The 20,007-nt window shown below is 63.0% G+C and carries 17 protein-coding genes; 15 read left to right on the forward strand and 2 right to left on the reverse strand.

Going from position 1 to position 20,007, the window contains the following annotated elements; translation table 11 throughout:
* The first annotated feature begins 3 nt into the window (after window positions 1–3).
* Window positions 4–582 (forward strand): hypothetical protein, encoded by a 579-nt coding sequence (locus AQZ50_RS03760; protein WP_067742830.1) that lies wholly within the window; start codon window positions 4–6, stop codon window positions 580–582.
* Window positions 579–1,073 carry a DUF2846 domain-containing protein gene (locus AQZ50_RS03765; RefSeq protein WP_082703391.1) on the forward strand — a complete coding sequence of 165 codons (495 nt, stop codon included), beginning with the start codon at window positions 579–581 and terminating at the stop codon, window positions 1,071–1,073. The genes AQZ50_RS03760 and AQZ50_RS03765 overlap by 4 nt, the downstream gene beginning before the upstream one ends.
* Window positions 1,074–1,117: 44 nt before the next feature.
* On the opposite strand, the gene AQZ50_RS03770 is transcribed toward AQZ50_RS03765, so the two are convergent.
* Window positions 1,118–1,786: a TetR/AcrR family transcriptional regulator gene (locus AQZ50_RS03770; RefSeq protein ID WP_067742836.1), complete on the reverse strand. Its 669-nt coding sequence runs from the start codon at window positions 1,784–1,786 to the stop codon at window positions 1,118–1,120.
* Window positions 1,787–1,941: 155 nt separating this feature from the next.
* Between AQZ50_RS03770 and AQZ50_RS03775 the strand changes: the two genes are divergently transcribed.
* From AQZ50_RS03775 to AQZ50_RS03815, 9 genes are all read left to right on the forward strand, one after another.
* Window positions 1,942–3,120 (forward strand): amine dehydrogenase large subunit, encoded by a 1,179-nt coding sequence (locus AQZ50_RS03775; protein WP_067742839.1) that lies wholly within the window; start codon window positions 1,942–1,944, stop codon window positions 3,118–3,120.
* 55 nt (window positions 3,121–3,175) lie between these two features.
* Window positions 3,176–3,766 carry a thioredoxin fold domain-containing protein gene (locus tag AQZ50_RS03780; protein WP_067743771.1) on the forward strand — a complete coding sequence of 197 codons (591 nt, stop codon included), beginning with the start codon at window positions 3,176–3,178 and terminating at the stop codon, window positions 3,764–3,766.
* A 3-nt stretch (window positions 3,767–3,769) separates the two neighbouring features.
* Window positions 3,770–4,318 carry a methylamine dehydrogenase light chain gene (locus AQZ50_RS03785; protein WP_067742842.1) on the forward strand — a complete coding sequence of 183 codons (549 nt, stop codon included), beginning with the start codon at window positions 3,770–3,772 and terminating at the stop codon, window positions 4,316–4,318.
* Window positions 4,315–4,794, forward strand: coding sequence for a c-type cytochrome (locus AQZ50_RS03790; RefSeq protein ID WP_067742845.1), 480 nt, complete (start codon window positions 4,315–4,317; stop codon window positions 4,792–4,794). Before AQZ50_RS03785 ends, AQZ50_RS03790 begins: the two co-directional genes overlap by 4 nt.
* Window positions 4,791–5,237 (forward strand): cytochrome c family protein, encoded by a 447-nt coding sequence (locus AQZ50_RS03795; RefSeq protein WP_067742848.1) that lies wholly within the window; start codon window positions 4,791–4,793, stop codon window positions 5,235–5,237. The genes AQZ50_RS03790 and AQZ50_RS03795 overlap by 4 nt, the downstream gene beginning before the upstream one ends.
* Before the next feature lie 43 nt (window positions 5,238–5,280).
* Complete coding sequence (locus tag AQZ50_RS03800) at window positions 5,281–7,605, forward strand: TonB-dependent receptor (RefSeq protein ID WP_067742851.1); 2,325 nt, start codon at window positions 5,281–5,283, stop codon at window positions 7,603–7,605.
* Window positions 7,606–7,637: 32 nt separating this feature from the next.
* Window positions 7,638–9,041, forward strand: coding sequence for an aldehyde dehydrogenase family protein (locus AQZ50_RS03805; protein ID WP_067742852.1), 1,404 nt, complete (start codon window positions 7,638–7,640; stop codon window positions 9,039–9,041).
* Window positions 9,042–9,391: 350 nt separating this feature from the next.
* Window positions 9,392–11,938 (forward strand): TonB-dependent receptor plug domain-containing protein, encoded by a 2,547-nt coding sequence (locus AQZ50_RS03810; RefSeq protein WP_067742854.1) that lies wholly within the window; start codon window positions 9,392–9,394, stop codon window positions 11,936–11,938.
* Between the two features lie 132 nt (window positions 11,939–12,070).
* Window positions 12,071–14,014 (forward strand): tetratricopeptide repeat-containing sulfotransferase family protein, encoded by a 1,944-nt coding sequence (locus tag AQZ50_RS03815; RefSeq protein ID WP_067742856.1) that lies wholly within the window; start codon window positions 12,071–12,073, stop codon window positions 14,012–14,014.
* Here AQZ50_RS03815 and AQZ50_RS03820 read toward each other — a convergent pair whose 3' ends face one another.
* On the reverse strand, window positions 14,015–14,293 hold the full coding sequence (locus AQZ50_RS03820; RefSeq protein WP_067742857.1) for a metal/formaldehyde-sensitive transcriptional repressor: 279 nt from the start codon (window positions 14,291–14,293) through the stop codon (window positions 14,015–14,017). It lies immediately after the preceding gene.
* Window positions 14,294–14,728: 435 nt separating this feature from the next.
* On the opposite strand from AQZ50_RS03820, the gene AQZ50_RS03830 reads away from it, so the two are divergent.
* The 4 genes from AQZ50_RS03830 to AQZ50_RS03845 are packed head-to-tail and all read left to right on the forward strand — an operon-like array spanning window position 14,729 to window position 19,945.
* Complete coding sequence (locus AQZ50_RS03830) at window positions 14,729–16,072, forward strand: carbohydrate porin (protein ID WP_231730098.1); 1,344 nt, start codon at window positions 14,729–14,731, stop codon at window positions 16,070–16,072.
* A 27-nt stretch (window positions 16,073–16,099) separates the two neighbouring features.
* Window positions 16,100–16,828 carry an MgtC/SapB family protein gene (locus tag AQZ50_RS03835; protein WP_067743777.1) on the forward strand — a complete coding sequence of 243 codons (729 nt, stop codon included), beginning with the start codon at window positions 16,100–16,102 and terminating at the stop codon, window positions 16,826–16,828.
* A 14-nt stretch (window positions 16,829–16,842) separates the two neighbouring features.
* Window positions 16,843–18,588: an ABC transporter permease gene (locus AQZ50_RS03840; protein ID WP_067742862.1), complete on the forward strand. Its 1,746-nt coding sequence runs from the start codon at window positions 16,843–16,845 to the stop codon at window positions 18,586–18,588.
* Between the two features lie 49 nt (window positions 18,589–18,637).
* The gene (locus AQZ50_RS03845) at window positions 18,638–19,945 is read left to right on the forward strand and encodes an ABC transporter ATP-binding protein (RefSeq protein ID WP_067742866.1); all 1,308 of its coding nucleotides are present in this window, start codon (window positions 18,638–18,640) and stop codon (window positions 19,943–19,945) included.
* Window positions 19,946–20,007 lie beyond the last annotated feature (62 nt).

A 20,007-nucleotide genomic window follows, 5' to 3' on the forward strand; every position in this document is an offset into this window, starting at 1 on the left:
TTGATGATGATTGCCGCTGCGGTTGCGATCACAACGAGCGCGACAGTTGCCCAGACAGCCACGTCGGAAGCCTTGGTCGTCCCGCCCCCGATACCTGCAACCACAATCACCATTCCGGCGTTGACCCCGGTGGAAGTCGAAGTGCTGGCCGATCTCAGCAGCCGGACCACCAAGACCGGGCAAATCTTTCCCATCCGTCTGGCGCAGCCGATCACCATCGATGGCCGGGTCGTGGTGCCTGCGGGTGCATCGGGTGAAGGCGAAGTGCTCGATGCCAGGCGCAGCGGGCTAGGCGGTGCCTCGGGCATGCTCATGCTGATCGCGCACAATCTGATGATCGATGGCCGGGCGCTGCGCCTGCGCTCGATGCACATCGGCCAGACCGGCGAAGACCACAGCAAAGAAGTCGCTGTATCAGGTGCCGTGCCCATCGTCGGGGTGTTCGTCATGTTCATCAAGGGCGGTGAGACCCAGGTCGCGTCGGGAACCCGTGCAATGGCCAAGACCGCAGAAGACTTCGTGATTTCGCCTGTCAACGCGGCGGCACCAAAGCCCTCAACAACAGAAGGGACCAACCAATGACCCCGATTGTCAAACGCGCCATGCTGCGCGCCATTGCATTGTGCGCAGTGCTTTCATCCACGCCGTCGCTGGCTGAAGATGCTGCCCAGCAAGTCGTGCCGGCGCCGCCCGCAGGGAAAGGCGAAGTGGTATTTTTCCGCTCCGGCACGCTCATTGGCGCGGCAATCAGCTGCGCGGTGCACGAAAACGGCGCCAAGGTCAGCTCCCTGCCGCCGGGGCATTATTTCGTGTTGGCAGCCGAGCCGGGCAAGCACGCCTATTCGGTCAAGAGCGAGGCGACCGACACGCTCAACGTCCAGGTCGAATCCGGCGAAGTGCAATATGTCTCGTGCCATGTAAAAATGGGGATCATGGCTGGCCGCCCCGTGCTCGGCCCGGCCAGCGAAGCCGACTTCAAGGCTAAAAGCCTGAAAGCGGTCGACGCAAGCAAGACTGCCCCGGCAGCATCGGCCCCCACAGCACCGGCTGCCCCAGTCTCACTGGCGCAATAGCCGATACCGGCACGCGGATCATGCCGGAATGCATGGTCCGCGCGCTATTCCGCCCCAACAGAGCGATAATTCCGCACGAGATCGACGAAACTGCCGATCGCGATGCGCTTGATCAGTGCAATACGGTCGACAATGGGCTTTTCAAACCCGGCGAACATGGTCGATCCTTCCATCGAGAAGGAAATGAACAGGGCGAGCGTGTCGCGCTCTTCTTGTGACAGATCGGGGCGCATTTCGGCGATGATGCCGCCGAGCGGCGCGCGCGCGCGGGCGTACAATTCGTGCATCCGGTCGTGAACGAATGGGTCGTGGTTCGACAATGCCCACAATTCGGGGAAAAAGCGCGTTGTCTTCTTGCTCGGGATGTCGTCGAGGATCAGTCGGCAATAGCGATCGAGCCGCTCTTCCGGGCTGAGGTCCGGACGATGGACTATCGTGGTGAATTCGCGCTCATAGCTTGAAATCACCGCGTCGAGCAGTTCGCGCACCAGATCCTCGCGCGTGCGATAATGATACGTCAAATTGCCGAACTTTATCCCGCAGTCGGTCGCGACTCGGCGCATCGACATCGCCTGCCAGCCTTCCTCGATCAGGATCGAAAGCGCGGTGCGCAGGATCGCCTCGCGCGTCTCGTTGCCTTTGACATACCCGCTTGCGCGCTCGGGCACGATCAGGTCGGGCATCTCGGCAGAGGCATCATCCGCTTGCGACATAGGGAAATTTTCCTCGCGAAGGCCACACAAGGCCAATCTCAATTTAGGTCACTAAACATATTTAGGTCAGTTGACAAGTTTACCCCTGTTCCATCATCCTCCCGTTCAGAAGCCGCGTTGGGGTTTGGCGGCTCGTTTTGGTGGAGACTTGAGCAATGCGGTGGTTTGTCGGCCTGCTTTCTTCCGCGCTGAGCCTTGCGGCCGCGCAGCCGGCGCTGGCGGATGGCGCGGCCTATCCCAGCCCCCTGCCCAACGAGCCGATCCCGGCCGTCACGGCCCTGCCGAAGGTCTGGCCCAAAAGCTGGGTTCTGATCAACGATTTCAATTTCAACGCGATCATCGACGGCCGTGTCGTGGTGGTCGATACCGCGTCTGCCAATCAGCCGTTGAAGGGCATCGTGCGCGACGCACAGTTCGGCAATATGCTGCTGTCGACCAAGCGCGGCGAAATCCTGACCGCCGAAACGTTTTACACCCGGCTCAACCACGGCGACCGCACCGACGCGATCACGTTCTGGAGCATGGCCGATCTCAAGCCCAAGGGCGAAGTGGTCCTGCCCGGCGGAAAGCGTCAGCAATCGGTGACGTATCCGCAGCTGTTTCAGTTCACCAATGACGAGAAATGGGCGCTGATCGCCAATTTCACCCCGGCGCAATCGGTCAGCGTGGTCGATCTCGATGCGCGCAAGGTGCTCGGTGAAATCGACCTGCCCGGCTGTTCGCAGATCTATCCCACCGGTGCGCGCGGCTTTTCCAGCTTTTGCGCAGACGGTTCGCTGTTTTCGGTCGCGCTCGATGAAACCGGCAAGGCGGTCAGCTCGGCCACGATCAAGGCCGTGCAGGATATCGACCATCAGGCGCTGTTCAGCACGCCCGCCTGGGTTGGCAAGACGGCCTGGTTCGTCAGCCAGCGCGGGCTGATTCAGGGCTTCGACTTTTCCGGCACGCTGGCCAAAGTCATCCCCGGCCCGTTCAGCGTCGGTACCGCCGAAGGCGGCGCGCCCGAATGGCGCCCCGGCGGCTGGCAGGTCATCAACGCCGATGCTGCCGGCAGGCTTTATATCCTGATGAACCCCGCCGGTCGCGAAGGCAGCCACAAGGACGGCGGCACCGAAGTCTGGGTGTTCGATCCGGTCAAAAAGGTTCGCCTCGCGCGCATTCCGCTAAAGGCGCAGTCGATCGCGGTCGCGGTCACACGCGAAGACGTGCCCCATCTCGTGCTATCGCGCGCAGACGGGGTGATCGACATCTATGATGCCGCCAGCGGGGCATTTGTCCGCACGCTCGGCGCCACGGTCGCGTTCAACCCCATCGTCATCACCCCGGTGCAATGATGCGCGCGCTCGTCGTGTTCATCGCCATCGCGCCCACTTGTTCGAGGACTTCGTGATGATCGTATCGCAAATCATGCTGTGGGCCGTCGTGATCGCCGAAGCGGTGATGATCATCGCGCTCGCGCGGCAGGTCGGCATTCTCCACGAACGGATCGCCCCTGCCGGTGCGCTGACTCTGCCGCAAAGCGTCAAGGCCGGCGAAACGGCAACGCCGATGACGCTGGTCACCACTGCCGGACCGACGATCGAAATCGGCGGCAAGCGCGACGGGCGCAGCCAGCTCGTGTTTTTCGCTTCGCCCGATTGCCCGGTGTGCAAGTCGCTGTTGCCGGTGCTGCGCTCTGCCGCAAAGGCGGAAAGCGGCTGGCTCGATGTCGTGCTGGCCGGCGATGGCGCGGCGGACGGCTACCGCAAATTGGCCCGCGCACATGGGCTCGAAGACATGCCGATGGCCCTGTCCGAAGCGCTGGGCCGCGCATTCGGCGTGTCAAAGCTGCCCTATGCCGTGCTGATTGATGAAAGCGGCCGCGTCGCCTCGACCGGCCTCGTCAACAGCCGCGAACATCTTGAAAGCCTGTTTGTCGCCAAGGAACACGGGGTCGCCTCGATCCAGGAATTCCTTGCCAAGCGTACCAAGGAAGCCTGAGCCATGGCCGGACTCGACAAGATCGCCGAACACTTCACCCGCTCCATCGCGCGCGGCACCTCGCGCCGCAGCCTGCTGGCCAAGCTCGGCCTCGGCATGACCGGCGCCGCCGTCTTTCCGGTCCTGCCCGTGGCGCGCGCCGCAACGCATCCCGAAGGCCCGTCGCATCAGGCGTTTGCATCGGCCAATATCCAGGACCCCGGCGACCGCACCAGTTGCGATTACTGGCGCTATTGCGCGATAGACGGTTTCTTGTGCACCTGCTGCGGCGGCTCGGTCAGCGCGTGCCCGCCGGGCACCGAAATGAGCCCGATCACCTGGATCGGCACCTGCACCAACCCCGCCGATAATCGCGCCTATATCATCAGTTATAACGACTGTTGCGGCACGACCTCGTGCGGCCAATGCCTGTGCAACCGCAACGAAGGCGATCGCCCGCAAGTGCGTACGCAATCCAACAACGATTACAACTGGTGCCTCGGCACCAAGAGCAGTGTCTATTCGTGCTCGACTGCGGTCATCGTCGGCGTCGCGCTGGATCATCCCAAATGAAGCCGGTTCTTGCCCTCATCCTCCCTGTAATCCTGGCTGCGGCAGCCGTGGTCCATGCCGAAGACCCGGCGCCCGACGGCGCGGCGATCTTTGGCCGCTGCGCCGCGTGCCACACCGCCACCGGCGCAGGCCTGCCCGGCGCCTTCCCCGCGCTCAATCGCGATGTGCGGGTGTTGGCGGCCCGGCCTGACGGTCGGCGCTATCTCGCGCTCGTGGTCATGACCGGCCTGTCGGGCCCGCTCGAAGTCGACGGACAGACCTATCGCAATTTCATGCCCGCGCAATCGGGCCTGGACGCTGCCGATATTGCCGCCGTGCTCAATCATCTGGGTACGCAGATCACGCATGACGGCCCGCCGTTCCGCGCGTTTACCACCGCAGAAGTCGCCGGCTATGCGGGCGACGCGGGCAAAGTGAGCGGCGCCGATCTGGCCGCGCTTCATGCCCGGATCGAACAGGACGGCGCGGCAAAATGACACGGCGCCCGGTCCTGCTGCTGCTGATCGGCCTGGCCGTCGGGGCCGCTGCACCGGGCGCAATTCCCGGCGTCCATGACGAAAATCAGGCGCACGTCGATTACATGCTCAAATGCCAGGGCTGCCACCGCCCCGACGGCAGCGGCGACGATCAATCCAATCCGCCGATGCGCGGTATCGTCGCGCGCTTTCTGACAGTGCCGGGCGGGCGCGAATTTCTTGGTCGCGTGCCCGGAGTGGCCACGACCAATCTTGATAACGAGCGACTGGCCAATTTGCTCAACTGGACTCTCTACCGCTTCGACCCGCAGCATGTCCCGGCCGATTTCAAGCCCTACACGCCCGAAGAATTGGGCCGGCTGCGACAAAATCCGCTCCGCCTTGATCGCGTCGAAACAAGAGCGCGACTGGTGGCGGGATTTGCCTCGGGTCCATCTGACTGAATTTGACGCATTGATATTCTGTTATCCCAGGGAGGGGACATTGATGAAACAGCACCTGCTGTCGCACGCCGCGCGTGCGGCGCTGATAGCTTGCGGCCTTGGCTGCGGCATGTTTACGACAACGCCGGCGATGGCGCAGGCAACCCCTGCCACCAATAGCCCTGCCACCAATAGCCCTGCCACCAACAGCCCCGCCGCCGACAGCTCGTCGGGGCCCGAAATCGTTGTCGTCGCGCAAAAGCGCCGGGAACGTGCGCAGGACATCCCTGCGTCGATAACCGCGATCAGTGCCGATACGCTGGCCAAGAGCCACATTACCCAGGCCGGCGACATCGTCAGCCTCGTGCCCAACCTGCATTCGACCAACACCACGGGCGATTCCACGCCGCTGTTCTCGCTGCGCGGGATCTCGATGTCGGACTATTCGCTCAATCAGGACGGGCCGATCGCGACCTATTACAACGAAGTCTACAAGGGCAATCCAGCGCTGCTGGGCCTTGGCTTCTTTGACGTCGATCACCTCGAAGTGCTGTCGGGGCCGCAAGGCACGCTCTATGGCAAGAACACCACCGGCGGCGCGGTCAATCTGATCATGCGCGCACCGACATTCGATACCAACGGCTATGCCTCGGTCGGCTATGGCAATTACAACGCCCTTAGCGGGGCCGCGGCAATCAACACCGCGATCACCAAGACGCTTGCCGTGCGTGTCGCGGTCACCGGGGATCTTGCCGACGGCTGGTTCAAGAACGTGACCCCCGGCCAGCCCGATTTCGATTCAAAGCGCGACTGGGGCGCGCGGGTCTCGCTGCTGTATCAGCCCAGCAGTCAGTTCAGCGCCCTGCTCCGGGTCGAAGAAACGCTCCAGACTCCTTACAACTACGGCATCTATGCCCAGCCCGGGCCGGGCGGTGAAGGTGCCAGCGTCTATACCGACACCAGCCTGATCTATGCGCGCCCCGCTTCGCTCGGCAATTGGCAGACGCAGTCCTACAACGACGGTCGCCGCCGCAACCTGACGCAATCGGCCTCGTTGACGCTCAACTACGATTTCGACAACGGCCTCGCGCTGACGTCGATCACATCGTACGATTACGGCAATCTGGTCATTCCCGAACACACCTCGGGCGCGCCCAACAACTCGATCGCGATCTGGTACTACGATACGGCAAAGCAGTTCACCCAGGATCTGCGCCTGACGACCAAATGGTCAAAGCCGTGGAATTTCATCCTCGGCGCCTATTACAACCGCGAAATGGTGTGGAATGCCAACCGGTTCCAGTTGTTCACCGATCTGGCCCCGGTCAGCGATGCGAGCTGTATCGCCAATGCCTATTCGGCCGATTGCGTGGTCCAGAACCAGTTCGACCAGCTGAAGCACAGCTATGCGCTTTATTCCGACGGCAATTGGAAAATCGGCAATTTCATCCTGCGCGGCGGCTTGCGCTATACGTGGGACGACGGGCGCCAGTACAATTTCAATTCGATCGTCTATGGCCCCACCGGCAATGCGCTTTACAATAACATCCCCGGCACCGGGACCAGCGACCTTAATGCCACCGTTGCGCAAAGCTTTTCCACCAGCCGCCTGACCGGCAAGCTGGGGCTGGATTACACCGTCAACCGCAATGTCCATTTCTATGGCACCTGGAGCACCGGCTATCGCGGCAACAGCTTCAACGCGCAGGCATTTTTCCTCCCCGCGGAATTCAACCAGGCAAGGCCCGAAACAATCTCCGCATTCGAACTGGGCGAAAAGGGCCAGTTTTTCAACCGCCGCCTGACGGTCAATCTGGCGGGGTTCTATTACCGCTATCACGACCAGCAATTCATCAGCGTCAATCCGACGACTGCGGCGCAGACGCTGGTCAATCTCGACCGGTCGCACATCTATGGCGCCGAAGGTCAGGTCTCGCTGCGGATCAACGACATGCTGTCGCTGCATTCGAATGTCGGATGGCTGAGTGCCAAAGTCGACAGCGGCGTGGTCGACGGGCTCGACGTGTCGGGCAATGCGCTGATCAACGCGCCGCATTTCTCGTTTGACGGGGGCATCGACTGGACTCTGGTCGAGGGCAATTTCGGCACGATCTCGGCCCATCCCTCTCTCAGCCATGTGTCGAGCCAGTTTTTCGACATTCACAACAAATCATTCCTGACCCAGAACGGGTATGAACTGTTCGACGGCCACATCGACTGGGTGTCGCCCGACAAGGCGTGGACATTTACAGTCTGGGGCAAAAACATCGCCAACCGGTTCTATTTCACCTCACGCTACGATCTTGAAACCGGGTCCGCATTCAATTTCATCTACAACCATATCGGCGCTCCGCGCACCTTCGGTTTCACACTCAGCCGCAAGTTCTGACAAGAAACGTCTCGTATAAAATGGAGAGGACCATGCCGCATTACCAGATGCTGATCGACGGGCAACGCGTCGACAGCACGCGCCACATCGACGTGATCAACCCGGCGACCGGCGAAGTGTTTGCCCAGGTGCCGCACGCCTCGGTCGCCGACGCGGATGCCGCCATCGCGGCGGCCAAGGCCGCGCAACCGGCGTGGGCTGCGCGCCCGATCGGCGAGCGCCGCGCCGCGCTCAATGCGCTGGCCGACGCGATCGCCGCGCGCAAGGATGAACTGGCGCGCCTGCTCACGCTCGAACAGGGCAAGCCCCTGCCCGAAGCGCAAGGCGAACTGGCCTGGACCGAAGGCTATCTGCGCCATTACGCCACGCTCGAATTGCCCGACCGGGTGATTCAGGATGACGACGCGGGCTATATCGCCGTGCGGCATCAGCCTCTGGGCGTCGTCGTCGGGATCATCGCGTGGAATTTCCCCTTGCTCGTGGCCTGCTGGAAAATCGGCCCGGCGGTTCTGGCGGGCAACGCCATCGTGCTGAAGCCCGCGCCGACGACGCCGGTGACCGCGCTGGTGCTCGGCGAAATCTGCCAGGCGGTATTCCCGGCGGGCGTGGTCAACGTGATCACCGACGCCAATGACCTCGGCCCCCATCTGACCGCGCACCGCGACGTGGCGAAAGTCGGCTTCACCGGATCGACCGCGACCGGCAAACGCATTGCCGCCAACAGCGCCGACACGCTGAAACGCCTGACGCTCGAACTGGGCGGCAATGACGCGGCGATCGTGCTCGCCGATGTCGACGTGCGCGCGACGGCAGAGGCGATTTTCGGCGGTGCATTCCTGAATTGCGGGCAAGTCTGCCTGGCGATCAAGCGCGCCTATGTCCACGCCGACATTTACGACGCGATGTGCACGGAACTGGCGCGCCTGGCCGAACAGGCAGTGGTCGGCGACGGGCTCGAACAAGGCACCCGCATCGGGCCGATCCAGAACGCGGCGCAGTACGAAAAGGTCAAAGGTTTCCTTGAGGCGGCGCGCGCCGAAGGCGTGATCATTGCCGGCGGCAAGGCGATGGAGCGCGCGGGCTATTTCATCGAACCGACGATCGTGCGCGATGTCACCGACGGCGCGAAAATCGTCGACGAGGAACAGTTCGGCCCGATCCTGCCGGTGATCCGCTTTGACGATGTGGATGATGTCATCGCGCGGGCCAATGCCGGCGACTATGGCCTTGGCGGATCGGTGTGGAGCAGCGATGTCGACCGCGCCGCCGCAATCGCCGCGCGGCTCGAAGCGGGCCAGGTCTGGGTCAACCAGCATGTCGCGATCGGCCCGCATATCCCGATGGCAGGGTTCAAGCAATCCGGCCTCGGCGCCGAGCAATCGATCGAAGGGCTGGCCGAATATACCCAGCTTCAGGTCATCAATATCAAGCGCTAAAAGCGCACCCCGCCCCGCAGTGCCTCCCCCGCCGTCTCCTCCCGAAGGACGCGGCGGGGCAGCCGCGTTTATCGGCCACGTCGGCACACCGGGCGGCCCGGATGAACCGGAAATGAAAATGCCATCCTTTAACAAACCTGTGTGACATTTCTGCACCCGTAGAAATGGCGCGCCAAATCAACACGTTGTCAGGAGACTGAGAGGCCCTCATCAAAGTCTATACGCTGTTCGCAGTATGTCCGTCAGGGGCGGCGGCTGGCTAGCCATCGGGCATGATCCGCAAATCCAGGGAAATTGCGGATTTTGGCCCGATCAAACGGCCAGACGTCGAACCTAGTGAGGGAAACTGCATGAAGAAGATTCTGTTCAGCACGACGGCGCTGGCTCTTGCCACGTCCATCGCCGCTCTGCCGATCGCCGCACACGCTGCCGATGCGCCGGCGCCCGCAACCGAAGCCCCCGCAGTTGCCAACGACATCATCGTCACCGGTACACGGATCACCGGCACCCACGCTGCCGACAGCGCCGCGCCGATTGAAATCGTCGGCGCCGCTGCGTTCCAGAGCGTCGGTCAGCCCGATCTGAACCAGATTCTCTCGCAAACGCTGCCGTCGCTCAATCTGTCGTCATACGGCGCGGATACCGCCAACCTGACGCTGTCTGCTGCGCTACGCGGGCTCAGCCCCAACGACACGCTCGTTCTGGTCAACGGCAAGCGCCGCCACGGCACGGCCAACCTCGCTGTCGACAGCGGTAGCCCTTACACCGGTTCGGCAACCACCGATCTCAGCTTCATTCCGGCGTCTGCTATCGGCCATATCGAAGTCCTGCAGGACGGTGCCGCTGCGCAATACGGCTCTGACGCCATTGCCGGGGTGGTCAACATCATCCTCAAGGACGCCGATCACGGCGGTTCGTGGAATGTGACCGGCGGCCAATACTACAAAGCCGACGGCAAGAGCGCCTCGACCTCGCTGAACTTTGGCATGAAGCTGGGCGAGCGCGGGTTCCTGAATTTTACCGGCGAATACAAGTTCCACGACTTCAGCCAGCGCGGCGATTGCGATGCCCGCTACTACGACACCAACTGCAACATGACGACGACCAACGCGACGATTGCGGCGGGTTTGCAGTCGAACCCGTTTGCGCCGCGCGTCAACACCATCGTGGGCGATGCACGTTATACGATCTACAACTTCATGATCAATTCGGGTTACGACCTGACTGACAATGTGAAGGCCTATGTCGTTGCCAGCTATGGCAATCGCAATGCGAAGTCGTACGAAAACTATCGCTCGGCGACCCGCATTTCGGGTGTGACCAGCGACGGCGCAACGGTCTATCCGTTCCCCGAGGGCTTCAACCCGCTCGAAAGCATCCGCGAAGAGGATTTCTCGGCCACTGCCGGTCTGAAGGGTGATGTCTCGGGCTGGAACTGGGATCTTTCGCAGACCTATGGCCGCGATTCCGTTGCCTTCTACACGCTCGATTCGGTCAACGGCGCATTGTACAGTGCCGAACAGTTGCAGAGCGCTACGCTGATCGCGCCGCAGACGAATTTCTATGACGGCACGCTGGTCAACAGCGAATGGTCGACCGACCTCGGCGTGACCAAAGACTTCGAGGTTGGCTTTGCCAAGCCGATCACCTTGGCGTTTGGCGGCCAGTATCGCTATGACCGCTACGCAATTCAGGCGGGTGAAACCGGGTCGTGGTATTCCGGCGGCTCGGCGTCTTATGCCGGGTTCCAGCCGACCGATGCCAGCGTCAACGGGCGTCATGCCGTTGCGGCCTATGTCGATCTCGCGGTTCAGCCGATCAGCCCGCTCAAGCTCGACTTTGCCGGTCGCTACGAACATTATTCCGATTTCGGCAGCGTGGTGACGGGCAAGTTCAACGCGCGTTATGACTTCAGCCCGGCGTTCGCGCTTCGCGGCACGGTTTCCAACGGATTCCGCGCACCGACTCTGGCGGAAGAATACTATTCGTCGACCAACGTCGGCCCGACGTCGATCTTCGCCCAGATCCCGTCGAATTCTTCGGCCGCTCAGGCGCTCGGTTTCCCCAAGCTGAAGCCGGAACGTTCGACCAACTATTCGATCGGTTTCGTTGCGCATCCTGCGCCGCGTCTGCAGATCACGGTCGACGCCTATGAAATCCTGTTGCGCGACCGCATCGTCGGCTCGGGCAGCATCTATGGCTATTCGGCGGGTTATGGCAGCTCGGGCATTGTTTCACAGACTGTGCTGAATTCGCTCGCAGCGCGCGGTATCGTTGCACAGTCGGGGTCTGAATCGCTGACGTCCGAAGGGCTCAACCTCTTCACCAACGGCGCCGACACCCACACCAAGGGCGTCGAGGCCACCGCCAATTATTCCAGCGACTTCGGCACTGCCGGAAAGGTCGCCTGGTCGATCGGCTTCAACTACAACACCACCAAGGCGGTGTATGTCGCAAGCCTGCCCGCCTCGGTTACCAATGCCGGGTTTGGCCAGACTGCCTTGTTGACGCCGACGGCGATCGACGCGCTGACGTCGGCGACGCCTAAGGTGAAGACGATCCTTGGCGCGCTTTACACTGTGGGCAAGTTCTCGCTCAATCTGCGCGAAACGATCTATGGCAGCGTCAGCCAGGAGGTTTCGGGTGATGGCGCACATTATACCGAAACCCATATCGGCACATCCGCGATCACCGACATCAACATCGGTTACAAGGTGACCGAATGGATGCGCCTTGATGCCGGCGCCAACAACCTGCTCAACAAGAAGGCGCCGACGATGCCGCTTTACAGCGGCCTGCCGGCCGATGGCGGGCACGTCTACAACGCGCCGCTCGCGATCACGCCGTGGGGTATCGACGGCGGTTACTATTACGCCAAGGCCACTTTCACGTTCTGAGAGTGATCTGGTTCACGGTCGTCGGCTCGCTTGGGCCGACGACCGACTATTTCCGGAAAGATTAGGGTCGGGGCATGGCCAATGCCCCGGCCCCTTCTTTCATTACTCACCCGTCTTGCTTATCAGGCGCCCATGGCCGACCCGATCGATAGCGCCGCGACGGCACTTGCCCTTGATCCCGCCCGTGCCGAGCGAGAGGCGCGGATGCTGTGCGGCAGAATGCCCGGCGATCCACGTCCACAGTTGATTCTGGCATCGGCCTTGCGGCGGCTCGGGCGCGCGGGCGAAGCGCTGCCCTTGCTTGGCGGATTGGCCCGCGGCTGGCCGCGCGCCATGCGCACGCGGTATGAACTCGGCCTGACGCTCGCCGCGCTGGGCCGGTCAGCCGACGCGTTTGCCCAACTCGACGCGGCCGTGACGATCGATCCGCGCTATCGCGATGGCTGGCAGGCGCTGGCCGATCTGGCCTTTGCCCACGGTGATGCCGCGCGTGAACGGTTGGCACGGGCGCGATTGGCGCGGATCGACCGGGGCGACGGCGCGCCGGGGCAAGCCGCTGAAGCGATCGCACTGGGCGACACCGCGCGGGCAGAAGCGCTGCTCATGCCGTGGTGCCGGGCACAGCCGGGTGATGCCGATGCGGTGTATCTTCTGGCGAGTTGCCGCCTCACAGTGCGGGCGCTGGACGATGCCGAAGCGCTGTTGCGCCATGCGCTGACTTTGCGCCCGGATCTTGCCGCCGCGCGGTTCGATCTTGCCCGTGTTCACCATGCGCAGCTTGATGCCGAGGCCGCTCTGGCCGCCCTCGAACCATTGTTGGCGACCGATCCGGATAATCCGGCCTATTGCAACCTCCAGGCGGCCTGCCTCCTGCTGCAAGGCGATGAAGCAGGCGCAGAGCGTATCCTGACCGCTTTGGCGGCTCGCTTCCCGGGCAATCCGCTGGTTCTGGTCAACCGTGGCCGGGCTTTGCGGCTGGCTGGTCGACGCGATGCGGCGATTGCGGCCTATCGCGCCGCACTGGCCCTGCGCCCCGGCACGGGGGAAGCCTGGTGGTCGCTGGCCAATCTCAAGGTCGGCACGCTGACCGGGGCTGACGAGGCAGAGATGCGCGCGCAATTGGCGACGGCGCTGTCCGATGAAGACCGCCTGGCGCTCGAATACGCGCTTGGCCGCCGGTCCGAGGATGCCGGTGCAGTCGATGAAGCCTTTGCCCATTATCGGGTTGGCGCAGCGCTGGCGCGAGCGCGATTGGTGGCGCCCCCCGCCGAAGGAATTGCCCGGGCGGATGCAGTCGCCAAAGCGTATACAGCCGCCATCCTGAAGACGCGATCAGGCTGGGGTCTCGCCGACGAGGCGCCGATCTTCATCGTCGGAATGCCGCGATCGGGCTCGACGCTGGTCGAACAGATCCTGAGCAGCCACCCGGCGGTCGAAGGAACGATGGAACTACCCTATATTCCACGCATCGCCAAGCGTATTGCGCAGGCTGGGGGCTGGGAAACCCTGTCACGCGACGCGGTTGCCGAGTTGGGGGCGGACTACTTGCGGCGCGCGCATGTCCATCGCCGGCTTGGTCGCCCACGCTTCATCGACAAGATGCCGGGCAATTTCCGCCACATCGGCCTTATCCGCCTGATCCTGCCGAACGCGCGGATCATCGATGTGCGGCGCCATCCGATGGCTTCATGCTTTTCCTGCTTCAAGCAGTTGTTTGCCGAAGGACAGGAGTTTTCCTATGATCTGGACGATCTCGCCGCCTATTACCGCCATTACCTGAAAGCCGTGCGCCATTTCCACGATGTTGCGCCCGGCGCGGTCCATACGCTGATCTACGAGGATCTGGTCGAAGACACCGAAGGACAAGTGCGCGCCCTGCTCGATTGGCTGGGCTTGTCGTTCGACGCGGCGACCTTGCGCTTCTTTGAAAACGATCGCGCGGTGCGCACGGTCAGTTCGGAGCAAGTGCGCCAGCCGATCTATCGCAGCGGGCTTGACCATTGGCGCGCGTTTGAAACCCACCTCGCCCCGCTCGCCGAGGGGCTGGGAGACGCGCTCGATACCTGGCGGAACTGATTACGTCAGATAGGCGTGAAGGATCGCGACCAGTTCTTCGGCGGCGAGGCGGCGCGGGTCCTGGGCGTCGGCGTCCGGGTCGACCATCGCGTCGCGGATATGATCCTCGATCACTTCGGCGATGAACCCGTCGAGCGCACCGCGACAGGCGGTCGCCTGTTGCAGGACGCGCGTACAATCCGCGTCGGCCTCGACCGCGCGTTCGATCGCTTCAAGCTGACCGCGCATACGCTTGATGCGGTTCAGCAATTTCTGTTTTTCGCGTGCAACGTGGCCCATGGCGTTGTCCAGTCCCCTGCGATGCACGCCCGATTGGCCGAAAAATGGCCGATACAAGCGCTTTGGGGGGTTGATGCATACCCCCCTAGGGTATAGGCGAGCTCTTGTCGAGTCGACGCGATGTGTCACGCAATCGTCATGTTTTGTTGCAATGGCGTGGCGCGACACACCCGACACGGCGCTTTAGCCGTTTCACCCCGCCAGCGTATCATACCGAAAGTTCAAGGCACCGGACATGACGCGAAGTTCCAACCCGACGTCCTGTGAGGGCGACAGTTGCGCGATGACCGCAGCCTCGTTTGCAGCAGGACGCGCCGCGCCCGTGCCGATGGCAAGCTTTCGCCAGGGGGGCTGTGCGCGCGTAGCGTAAGCGACGACCGGGTCCGGGGGCATCGCGCAGGCTGTTGCGGCGATGACACACCAAGGATCCCGATGATGCGTTTCATGTCGACTGTTGGCTGTTCCGGCGCCCGCTGGCTCGCGCCGCTTGCCATGGTGGCAATGCCGGCATTGGCGCGCGCCGACGAGCCCGCACCGACGGACGCGCAGGCCTGGGCCATCCACGGCCAGACGACGTTTACCGTGCAGGGAACGCCCGGTTTTCGCTCTCCTTTTACCGGGGAGAACAGCCTGACGCCCCATCAGGCGCAGGAAACCTGGGACGTCACGCTCTATGCCGGGGTCCGACCGTGGCGCGGGGCCGAAATCTGGGTCAATCCCGAAATCGACCAAGGCTTTGGCCTGTCGGATACATTGGGCGTCGCCGGTTTTCCCAGCGCCGAGGCCTACAAAGTCGGCAAGGCCAATCCCTATTTCAAGCTGCCCCGCCTGTTTCTGCGCCAGACGATCGACCTGGGCGGCGATAACGCGAAAGTCGATGCCGCCGCCAACCAGTTGCGCGGGCATCAGAGGGCAGACCGGCTGGTGCTGACACTGGGCAAGTTCGGCGTTGTCGATGTTTTCGACACCAATACTTATGCCCATGATCCGCGCGGCGATTTCCTCAACTGGTCGCTGATCGACGCGGGCTCGTTCGACTATGCAGCAAACGCCTGGGGCTTCACTTTTGGCGGCGCGGCAGAGCTTTACAAAGGCGCCTGGACGCTGCGCACCGGGCTGTTCGACTTGTCCAAAGTCCCCAACCAGCCTTCGCTCGAAACCGGCTTTCAGCAATATCAGATCGTCGGCGAAGTCGAACATCGCCACACGATCGCCGGACATCCCGGCGCGATCCGCCTCGGTGGCTTTTTCACCCGAGGCAAGCTTGCGCTGTTGCGCGACATGATCGCCGCGCATGATCAGACCGGCGTCATGCCCGACAATGCCTCGCAACGGCGGATGAACGATCATGGCGGCGGCTATGTCAACGTCGAACAGGAAATCAGCAAGACGCTGGGCGTGTTCGCGCGCGCCTCGGCGTCGGACGGGGTGACCGAGGCGGACGATTTCACCGACATCGACCGCAGCGTTTCGGTCGGCGGCGCGCTGTCGGGCCAAGGCTGGGGCCGTGCGGCGGACAAGGCGGGCTTTGCCGGGGTGGTCAACGGCATTTCGCGCAGCCGCCAGATCTTTCTCGCCGACGGCGGGTTGGGCACGCTCGTCGGCGACGGGAAATTGCCGCATCCGGGCGACGAATGGATTGCTGAAAGCTGGTACAGTTTCGGCGTGCTTCGCGGTGTGACGGTGACGGCGGACTATCAATTCATCGTCAATCCCGCCTACAACCGTGATCGCGGTCCGGTACACGTGTTCGGCCTGCGGCTGCATGCCGGGATCTGATCGGGAAAGGGGGGCGCCATGACGGAAATGACAAACCGGGTTGCGTCTGCTTTCGCGATTCAGCCGACCGCATTGCTGATCTCGCTGATCTGCCTTGCCACCGCATTCGTGCTGGGCGTGGCGATCGGGCTTGAGCGGCAATGGCGCCAGCGCAGCGCGGGGCTGCGGACCAATGTCCTGGTCGCGGTCGGCGCTGCGGCCTTTGTCGACCTCGGCTTGCGCAGCGCAGGCGCCGATGGCGGCGTCCGCGTGATTTCCTATGTCGTTTCGGGCATCGGCTTTCTCGGCGCCGGGGTGATCATGAAGGACGGCCCGCAAGTGCGCGGGCTCAACACGGCGGCGACGCTGTGGGCTTCGGCGGCGGTCGGTGCCTTTGCCGGGGCGCGGATGCCGGCCGAGGCGGCGCTGGTCACGCTGTTCGTCCTGGCCGGCAACACTCTGCTGCGTCCTCTGGTCGAATTCGTCGATCGCCGACCGATGACCCATGGCGAGACCGAGGCGCTCTATCGCGTTCACCTGACGCTGGCGCCCGAGCGCGTGGCGCATGGCCGTGATCTGTTGTTCGAAGAGCTTGAACAGATGCATTACCCGATCCGTCAGATCGAGACTTTGGCACAAAGCGACGAGGCGGTCGAACTGGCCGCCGTGCTCGTGCCGTCGACGGCCAAAGAAGCCGATCTCGACGCGATCACCGATCACCTCGCCCGCCATGACGAAGTGATTTCCGCCACCTGGACTGTCAGCACCACGAGTTGAGGGAACGAACCGCGATGAGCCCCGACCGCAACAGCGCCCGCCCCCTTCCCGCATTTTCGCGGATGCTGCGGCTGACCCGGCCCAGCCGGGAAGACGCGATCGCCTTTGTCATTCTGGCGGGGCTTGGTGTGCTGTTTTTCCGCGCGGCGGAAGGCGCGGTTGCGCCTTTGTCGACCTTGCAGATGGCCCCGGTCACGCTCGATCCCTGGGATCTTCCCTATTATGCCATGCGCACGGTCCTGCGCATGTTTGCAGCGCTGTTTGCCTCGACGGTGTTCACGCTCGTCGTGGCGACGCTCGCCGCGCGCAGCCGCCATGCCGGGCAATTGATCGTTCCTGCGCTCGACATCCTGCAATCGGTGCCGATTCTGGGCTTTCTGACCTTTACCGTGACCTTTTTCATGGGGCTGTTTCCGGGCAGCGTGGCGGGCGTCGAGGCGGCTTCGATCTTTGCCATTTTTACCAGCCAGGCCTGGAACATGGCCTTCAGCTTCTATCAGTCGCTGCGCTCGATCCCGACCGATCTCGAAGAAGCGACGATGATCTATCGTCTGTCGCCGATCCGCCGTTTCCTGAAGCTCGACCTCCCGTTTGGCACCCCGGCCCTGGTGTGGAACGCCATGATGTCGATGTCGGGCGGCTGGTTCTTCGTGGTCGCATCCGAAGCGATCACGGTCGGCAATACCACAGCCACGTTGCCCGGAATCGGCTCGTACCTTGCGCAGGCGATCACGAAACAGGATTTCCGCGCCGTGGCCGAGGCAGTCGGCGCAATGGCGCTGGTGATCGTTGCCTATGATCAGTTGTTTTTCCGCCCGATCGTCGCCTGGGCCGACCGATTCCGCTTTGAAATGACCGCCTCGACCGAACGTCCGCAATCGTGGGTGTTCGATCTGTTGCGCCGCACGCGGCTGCTGCCGGTGGTGCTGGCCCCGCTCGGCGCGATCGGTCGCCTGTTGCTGGCATTCGAGCCGCGCGCGGGGCGGCGGCGGGTCATGGGCGAACGGCAAGCGCATCCGGCGCTCGAACGAATCTGGCAGGTTCTGGTGGCGATCGCGGTGCTCGGCGCGCTGTTCCTGACCGCGCGCTATGTCATGCACTATCTCGTGTGGCGCGATGCGGTGACGGCAGTGCTGCTGGCCTGCGTGACGATGATCCGGGTGATCGTGTTGATCGCGCTCGCCAGCCTGATCTGGGTGCCGATCGGCGTGTGGATCGGGCTGCGCCCGGCCTGGGCCGAACGGCTGCAGCCGCTGGCGCAGTTTCTTGCCGCGTTTCCGGCCAATGTGCTGTTTCCCTTTGTGGTCATGGCGATCGTGCACTGGAACCTTGCGCCGGACATCTGGCTTTCGCCGCTGATGATCCTGGGCACGCAATGGTATATCCTGTTCAACGTCATTGCCGGGGCCAGCGCCATTCCCACCGACTTGCGCGAAGCGGCGGACATGTTCCATGTTCGCGGCTGGCAATGGTGGCGTCAGGTCGCCATTCCGGGGATCTTTCCCTATTATGTGACCGGCGCGCTGACTGCGAGCGGCGGATCGTGGAATGCCTCGATCGTTGCCGAAGCGGTCTCGTGGGGGCATCGCAATCTCGTCGCGCATGGCCTCGGCAGCTATATCGCCGAGGCGACGACGTCCGGCGACTATGCGCGGGTCGCGCTCGGTGTCGGGGTGATGAGCCTGTTTGTGCTGGGCTTTAACCGGCTGCTGTGGCGCCCGCTCTACGCTTACGGCGAACGCCGCATGCGCCTTACCTGATCCGAAACTGTCGACCTGCCGAATCCAATCCGATAGGAAGCTGAGCACCATGGCCACCGCTGCAATCGCCGAAAAGCCCCTGCTGGTCGAAGTCAAAGGGCTGCGCCATTACTATTCGGGGCAGGATCACCTCGTGCTCGACGATGTCAATCTGGAGCTGTCGCAGGGCGAGATCGTCGGCCTGCTCGGTCGGTCCGGCTCGGGCAAATCGACGCTGTTGCGCTCGATTGCCGGGCTGATCCGCCCGAGCGAAGGCATCGCGCGGCTGGTGCCGGGGCCTGATGTGCCCGATCCGTCTGTGGCGATGGTGTTTCAGACGTTTGCGCTGTTCCCCTGGCTCACTGTGCTCGAAAACGTCGAACTTGGCCTCGAAGCCCAGAAAATTCCAGCACCCCAGGCCCGCGCGCGCGCGCTGGCGGCGATCGACCTGATCGGGCTCGACGGGTTTGAAAACGCCTATCCCAAGGAACTGTCGGGCGGGATGCGTCAACGCGTCGGTCTGGCCCGCGCCTTGGTGGTCGATCCCTCGCTCCTGTTGATGGACGAGCCGTTTTCGGCGCTCGACGTGCTGACCGCCGAAACGCTGCGCACCGACTTGCTCGATCTGTGGTCGGAAGGGCGCGTGCCGATCAAGTCGATCCTGATCGTGACTCACAATATCGAGGAAGCGGTACTGATGTGCGACCGCATTCTGGTCTTTTCGACCAATCCAGGGCGCGTCGTCGGCGAAATCAGGGTCGACTTGCCGCAGCCGCGCGATCGGCTTGACCCCGCATTCCGCGCGCTGGTCGACGACATCTATGCGCGCATGACCGCGCGCACCGAAATCACCGCGCCGATGCGCGACGGCCTGTTCCCCGGCACCGGCATCGCCATGGTCCTGCCGCGCGTGTCGACGAACTCGATCGCCGGACTGATCGAAGAAGTCGACGGCACTCCGTTCGAAGGCCGGGCGAGCATGTCGGAACTGGCGGATTCGCTTCAGTTGGAAGCCGACGAACTGTTCCCGATGGCCGAAACGCTGCAATTGCTGCGTTTTGCCGAATTGCGCGGCGCCGAACTCGTGCTGACACCCGCAGCGCGGCGCTATGCCCAGGGCGATGTCGATCAGCGCAAGGCCCTGTTTGCCCAGGCGCTGAACCAGCACGTACCGCTCGTCCAGCATATCCGCCGCGTGCTCGACGAGCGGGCCAGCCACGAAGCCCCGGCCCGCCGTTTCCGCGACGAACTCGAAGACTACATGAGCGAGGACTACGCCGACGAAACGCTGCGCACGGTCACGCTGTGGGGCCGCTATGCCGAAATCTTCGCCTATGACGAAGAAGCCGACCGCTTCAGTCTGGAAGACGCGCGCTGACGCTGATTGACGCGGCAAGGCGGGGGGCTACACTCTGCCCTTTCCTGCGCCAACACTTTCAG

It is taken from the genome of Novosphingobium sp. Fuku2-ISO-50, assembly GCF_001519055.1.
Classification (GTDB): domain Bacteria; phylum Pseudomonadota; class Alphaproteobacteria; order Sphingomonadales; family Sphingomonadaceae; genus Novosphingobium.

Coding starts and splice junctions, on each gene's coding strand:
- AQZ50_RS03815 (WP_067742856.1), top strand. CDS start 12,071: ATGGCCGACCCGATCGATAGCGCCGCGACGGCACTTGCCCTTGATCCC.
- AQZ50_RS03810 (WP_067742854.1), top strand. CDS start 9,392: ATGAAGAAGATTCTGTTCAGCACGACGGCGCTGGCTCTTGCCACGTCC.
- AQZ50_RS03820 (WP_067742857.1), bottom strand. CDS start 14,293: ATGGGCCACGTTGCACGCGAAAAACAGAAATTGCTGAACCGCATCAAG.
- AQZ50_RS03780 (WP_067743771.1), top strand. CDS start 3,176: ATGATCGTATCGCAAATCATGCTGTGGGCCGTCGTGATCGCCGAAGCG.
- AQZ50_RS03830 (WP_231730098.1), top strand. CDS start 14,729: ATGCGTTTCATGTCGACTGTTGGCTGTTCCGGCGCCCGCTGGCTCGCG.
- AQZ50_RS03760 (WP_067742830.1), top strand. CDS start 4: ATGATGATTGCCGCTGCGGTTGCGATCACAACGAGCGCGACAGTTGCC.
- AQZ50_RS03840 (WP_067742862.1), top strand. CDS start 16,843: ATGAGCCCCGACCGCAACAGCGCCCGCCCCCTTCCCGCATTTTCGCGG.
- AQZ50_RS03765 (WP_082703391.1), top strand. CDS start 579: ATGACCCCGATTGTCAAACGCGCCATGCTGCGCGCCATTGCATTGTGC.
- AQZ50_RS03835 (WP_067743777.1), top strand. CDS start 16,100: ATGACAAACCGGGTTGCGTCTGCTTTCGCGATTCAGCCGACCGCATTG.
- AQZ50_RS03795 (WP_067742848.1), top strand. CDS start 4,791: ATGACACGGCGCCCGGTCCTGCTGCTGCTGATCGGCCTGGCCGTCGGG.
- AQZ50_RS03775 (WP_067742839.1), top strand. CDS start 1,942: ATGCGGTGGTTTGTCGGCCTGCTTTCTTCCGCGCTGAGCCTTGCGGCC.
- AQZ50_RS03805 (WP_067742852.1), top strand. CDS start 7,638: ATGCCGCATTACCAGATGCTGATCGACGGGCAACGCGTCGACAGCACG.
- AQZ50_RS03800 (WP_067742851.1), top strand. CDS start 5,281: ATGAAACAGCACCTGCTGTCGCACGCCGCGCGTGCGGCGCTGATAGCT.
- AQZ50_RS03770 (WP_067742836.1), bottom strand. CDS start 1,786: ATGTCGCAAGCGGATGATGCCTCTGCCGAGATGCCCGACCTGATCGTG.
- AQZ50_RS03790 (WP_067742845.1), top strand. CDS start 4,315: ATGAAGCCGGTTCTTGCCCTCATCCTCCCTGTAATCCTGGCTGCGGCA.
- AQZ50_RS03785 (WP_067742842.1), top strand. CDS start 3,770: ATGGCCGGACTCGACAAGATCGCCGAACACTTCACCCGCTCCATCGCG.
- AQZ50_RS03845 (WP_067742866.1), top strand. CDS start 18,638: ATGGCCACCGCTGCAATCGCCGAAAAGCCCCTGCTGGTCGAAGTCAAA.